Below are 5,155 nucleotides of genomic sequence, written 5' to 3' on the forward strand. Positions count from 1 at the left end.
TGATGGGGGCGGTGGGGGTGGCGGGGTGGTTGGCGGTGAAGGTGCCGTGGTAGGTGCCGTCGGCGAGGTGGATGAGGTCGCCGGGGCGGGCGTTGGCGAGGGCGGTGGTGAGCTGGTCGGTGGTGGTGGCCTCGATGGTGCGCAGCGGGGGTGGGACGGGTGGGAGCGCGGCGAGGACCGCGGCCGGCACCGGCGCGGCCGATATGGTGGGCGCCGGGGCCGCCCCGTCACCGGTGACGGTGAAGGTGGACTCGACCTCGGCGCTGCCGTCGTCCGTGCGGACCCGGGCGGTGAGGGTGTGCTTGCCCGGGCTCGGATTGCCCAGCGGGACGCTGAACGGCGCGTCCCGGTCATCGAGTACCGTGTCGCCGTCGAGGGAGAACTTGACCCGCTCGACCTTGTCCAGGGTGTCCGTGCCCGCGGTCAGGGTGATCTCGGTACCGCCCTGGATGGACTGCCCTTCGAGAGGGCTCGTGCCGGCGCTGAGAACCCAGCGGCCGAGGGGGCGGGGCGGGGCGGCCTTTTCGGTGGGTCCGGCGAGGGTGCTCGGGTGCGCGGTGGCCGCGGCTGCCGGGGTGGGCACCGGCTCCTGTCCGCCCCGGGTGAGGAGGATGCCGACGATGATGACGAGTACAAGCCCGGTGGCGCCGATCCCCAGCCACAGCCGGCGCCGTCGGTCCGTCAGCGCACGCAGGTTCAGCCTGTGCCCTTTGGGACGGATGTCGGTGCTTTCGCCGTAGAGATCCGTTTCGGTGCGGGTGTGGCCGTCCACGGGTGTGGGCCTCATCCGCTTCTCCTCGCTGTTCCGGCGTCCGAGTTCGGTCTGTATCGGAGCATACCCGGATCTTTCCGGGCAACTTGCCAGGCTGTACGCGCCGAGTTGATCGGACGCCGGGCTGATCGGGCGTGATGGTGTCCGCGTGCTTGTCGAGTCTGCGCCTGAGGCCTGCCGCTGGACGACGCCGGGTCGGTGTCGTCCAGCCGTGCCCGCTGCCGGCCGGTCCACGCCCCGGCCGGACCGCTGCCGTAGTCGGACCGCTGCCGCGGTCGTGACCGCAGCCATGTCCCGGTCGTCTCCCGGGCCATGTCCTGGTCGTGCGTGGTGGCGGTCGGGCGGTCAGCGAGCGGCGGATGTCGTCTGCCGGCGCCGCCGTCGGGGCCGGGACGTCATGCCGGCGCGGCCCGGTCCTGTCATGGTTGCCGTGGGCCTGGTGGCCGTGGGCCGCCCCGATCCCTTTTTCGCTGTCGCGAAAACGTTGTTCATTCGTCCCGGGGCGATGTCGTTCCGATTTTCCGAGCCGCCGGCCCGGGCCGCCGAACGCGGGAGCGACCGCCGTCGACGACGGCTGTCATAGCTGGCCGACTCGGTGGGTGAACTGTTCCGGGCAGCTTTTCCGGGGCCGTCGCCATGCCGTATGGCGGGCCCCGGCCCGGGTTTCCCGGATTTCACCGGGCCGGCTTCCGCACACGCCGGATCCGCTGGCCCGCGCGGCGGCCGGTCGTATCGGTAAATGATTGCTCCGACGGCTTTCCGGGCTTTTCCGGAAAGCGGGACGGGCGGGGCCGCGCAGGCCGGCGGCCCGCGGTGGCCGGCTCCGCGACGAGCTGCCCGCCCGCTGGCTGGCGGGGATTCCGGCGCATGGTCGGGGCTGTCCCCCGGTTTGCCGGCCTGTGATCGACCACGATGCCGACGATGAGGCCGACCGCACCGTGGGCGCATCACCGCACGGCCGGACGAAGATCCGAACGGCGTCCGTTGTGAAACATGCTCGTAACCTGATGGAGGTCTGCCTGCGGATATGCGACGCCGGCATCCGAGGCCCGGCGTGGAGGCGAGCGTCGTTCGGGGACGGGCGACGCGCCGGCCTGCGTCCAGGAGACCTCGACGAAGGCCGGATCGTGTACTTAACGTTGCTGGCTGTCACCGCGACGTTGATATCGTGCCCCGGGCCCCGGACACACGCTAGAAAGATGTAGTCAGGGCTGCTTGCTCGCATCCAACGCCCATCCGACTCTATAGCTTTGGCGGTGGGCGCCACTTCTGGTTGGTTGGTTATGTGTCAGGTTGTCGCCTCGGGGGATCGCCGGGTAGACGATGGGGAGGCTCGTGTGCGTGAGGTTAAGGTCAAGTTCCACGTGTGGGACCGGGAGGCGCTCTTCCTGACCCTCAAGGCGCGAGGCATCGAGCTGGGTGAGCCGTTCTTTCAGGACGACCAGGCGTACGCCCCTGATCGCTGGACCTTCGAGGACAGTCGGCTGGGGGTGTCCTTCCCGCGGCTGCGCACGATAAACAACCGTCATTTCTTCACATTGAAACAGCCCACGATCAACGCCCAGGCGTACGTCTCGTTCGAGACCGAGGTCGCCGATCGTGATCAGATGCACCAGGCCATCCTGAACATGGGTTTCTGTCCCACGGTACGGGTGGCCAAGATCCGGCGGACGGCCAGCCTGGGCAACATGTCGCTCTATGTGGACGAACTCGACGGGCTGGGTATGTTCCTGGAGCTCGACTGCCCGGTGTCCCCACACGAGTCGGTGGTCGCCGTACAGGAGGCGTTGAATGCCTTTGTGGCATCCCTGGGCGTTGATGTGACACGTACCGAAGAAACATGTGACGCGCTGGTGCGGACCGCCCAGTTGCGTGCCGCCTGAGATCCCTCGAGACCTTTTCTCGGATCCGCTGTCCAGGTGGTCCACGCCTGGGCGGTCCCTGGTGCGTGTCGTCGCCCGCGTGTCGCGGCCACTCCTGGCGGACACCGTGGCCGGACCGCGACGGCACCGGGGTCCCGATGGGCCGAAACGGTCCCAGTCGGCCGATACCAGTCGAATAGTGCCGATCGGGCGGTGTCAGCCGTCCGGCACTAGTCGTCCGGTACCAGCCGGCCGGCGACGGTAGTTCGATACCTGTTGCCCAGTATTATCCTGTTTTGGGGCTCGTTGCTCATTCGTTGATTTTTCAGAGTGCTTCTCCTGTTGCTTGGGTGTCCGGATGCTGTTCGGTCTCCGGCTCCACGCTTCGCCTCGGGCCGCGGACGTCCGGCGGCTGCGGCGGCGTGCGCCCGGCGGCGCATGATCAGTGTTATCCGGCCGGCGTGCGGCCGCTGCGTGGCCACGCTGTGGTCGGACGGGCGGACGGGCGGACGGACGGGCGTTGGTGCGGCCGGGGCCGGCCGTGTGCGATCCGCGCCAGTGTGAATACGTCGGGTTCGTGCTGAGGGGGCGGCCACAAAGATTTCCGGCCGGTTCGCGGAGTCCGCTCCCGTCGCTCGCGGATAAAATCTTTCCCGGGTGGCAGGGCGCTCGCGCCTGGTAATCATTTGTCGACGTAACCATGGATTCCGGCCGGAATGGTGACGTGGCGTACCAGCGAGGTGTGAGGTTCTCCACCAGATTTTCCCGCGGATGACGTGGGTAGCCACGGGCGACTACATATGTCACACGACCACATGTAACCCCGTGACACGGGCGATGCAACCGACTACAGATGGGTGGGCCGCGGCACATGGTGCAAAGCTGTGCCTGGGCGAATGGCCCGGCCGCGCTTTCGCGTGTGCCGGCCACGGCCGGGCGGCCCGGACGGCGGGCCGGCAGGCCGTGCGCCGCTGCCGTCGGTCATGCCCGGGCGCTCGTCATCCGCATCGTTCACGCCGCACTGTCGATCCTGCTCCCGGCGGCGCTGCCCGGCCGGACGGCCCTTGCCGACCACGGCGCGCTCCTGGCCCGGCCACGCGGTTGCTCCGTGGTTCCCGCGGCGACCGGGATCCTCAGGCACGCGATGGCTCGCCGGGGACCGCCGCGGGACGTCCGCCGGCCGTGAGATGAGCGTCGGCCGCTCCGGCGGCTGCCTGCCCCGGTAGCCCGCGGCCCACGGCGCTGTGGCCGCTCCGGCGGGGGCCGGCGGCACCGCGCCCGGCAGGACCCGGCCCTCTTCGGTCGGTCGGGACCGTCACAGCCGCTGCCGGCACGTTGATCCGTCGGCGTCGTCCTCCGCCGAGGAGACCGATCCGACGACCGGGCGACGCTGCTCACCTCACGCCACGCCACGCCACCTCACGCCACGCCACGCCACGTCAGGTCTGCCGCTGTCCGGATGCCACACGCCGGCAGGTTTCTCAGTGCCGGCGGGCTCCTCGATGTTTCCGGGCCCCGCCGCGGCGTATCGGTGCCTGCCTGTCGCGACCGACACACCGGCCATCCGCGCCAGCTGTTGCCACTTCGGCGGATCATGCCGCCGCCACGCCCTTCACGCATCCAAGGACGGTCTTTGTTGACTACTCTGGGCCCTGAACCTGCCCCACGAGGCGACGCCCCACGAGGCGACGCCGCACGAGACGACAGCGGCCGCCAGCCGCCAGCCGCCGATGGCCTGGCAGCCCGGCGCCAGCCCGGCCAGCTGGAGGCGGCGGTCCTCGCGGTCGTCTGGGCGGCGCGCGCACCGGTCAGCACCGGCGACATCCAGCGGGAGCTGGGTGGGGAACTCGCGCACAGCACCATTGCCACCACGCTCGCCCGTCTCATCAGCAAGGGGCATGTCGAGCGGGTCCGCGTCCGTCGGCTCTGGATGTATCACCCGACCCGGCGTCAGGAGGAACACGCCGCCGCCCAGATGCTCGCGGCACTGGAGCGCGCGGGCGACCCCGACGCGGCACTGGGTCATTTCGCCGCGGCTCTGTCGCCCGGGCAGGCGCGCCTGCTGCGCGGGCTGCTGGAGTCCGCGGCCCCGGACACCCGTGCGGCCACGGATGCTCCCGGCGCCGGAGATCCGGACGCGGGATGAGGCGACGACCCGGGCGCAGGACACAGGGCGCAGGGCCGGACGGGCCGTCTGCGATCGTGGTGAGACATGGCCGAGACGTGGCCTTGAGCTTTGGTGCTTGCCGGGCACGTTCCTCACGGGAGTAGCGCGCTCCCACGAAGCGCGCCGCAGCCGGAGCACAGACCGCGAAAGACGATCCGCGCCTCGTCCAGGCTGGCGATACCGGGATGGGCGTCGGCGTCCGGACGCAGACAGGGGGGTGTGCCGACGGCGCAGGCGATGTCCTGGACCGATCCGCAGGAGCGGCAGACGAAGTGGTGGTGGAAGGTGCCGCCCACTTCGTAGAGGGTCACGCCCGAGCCGACGTCCACCAGCAGCGCGAGCTCGGCGGCGGTG

General features: G+C 70.3%; 3 protein-coding genes and 1 pseudogene. 2 read left to right on the plus strand and 2 right to left on the minus strand.

Translation table 11 applies throughout. The features are described from left to right. Positions 1-787 (minus strand): Ig-like domain-containing protein (locus NBW84_RS24605; protein ID WP_445548815.1); only part of this gene is annotated, 787 nt, incomplete at its 3' end. Between the two features lie 1,322 nt (positions 788-2,109). Here NBW84_RS24605 and NBW84_RS22020 point away from each other — a divergent pair. Next, positions 2,110-2,655, plus strand: coding sequence for a CYTH domain-containing protein (locus NBW84_RS22020; RefSeq protein WP_250287040.1), 546 nt, complete (start codon positions 2,110-2,112; stop codon positions 2,653-2,655). Positions 2,656-4,267: 1,612 nt separating this feature from the next. Then, positions 4,268-4,780, plus strand: coding sequence for a BlaI/MecI/CopY family transcriptional regulator (locus tag NBW84_RS22025; protein ID WP_250287043.1), 513 nt, complete (start codon positions 4,268-4,270; stop codon positions 4,778-4,780). 113 nt (positions 4,781-4,893) lie between these two features. On the opposite strand, the pseudogene NBW84_RS22030 reads toward NBW84_RS22025, so the two are convergent. Then, positions 4,894-5,155 (minus strand): annotated as a pseudogene (locus NBW84_RS22030) (Fur family transcriptional regulator); the annotation flags it as partial.

The organism is Protofrankia sp. CiP1_Cm_nod2 (assembly GCF_920664355.1).
GTDB lineage: Bacteria > Actinomycetota > Actinomycetes > Frankiales > Frankiaceae > Protofrankia.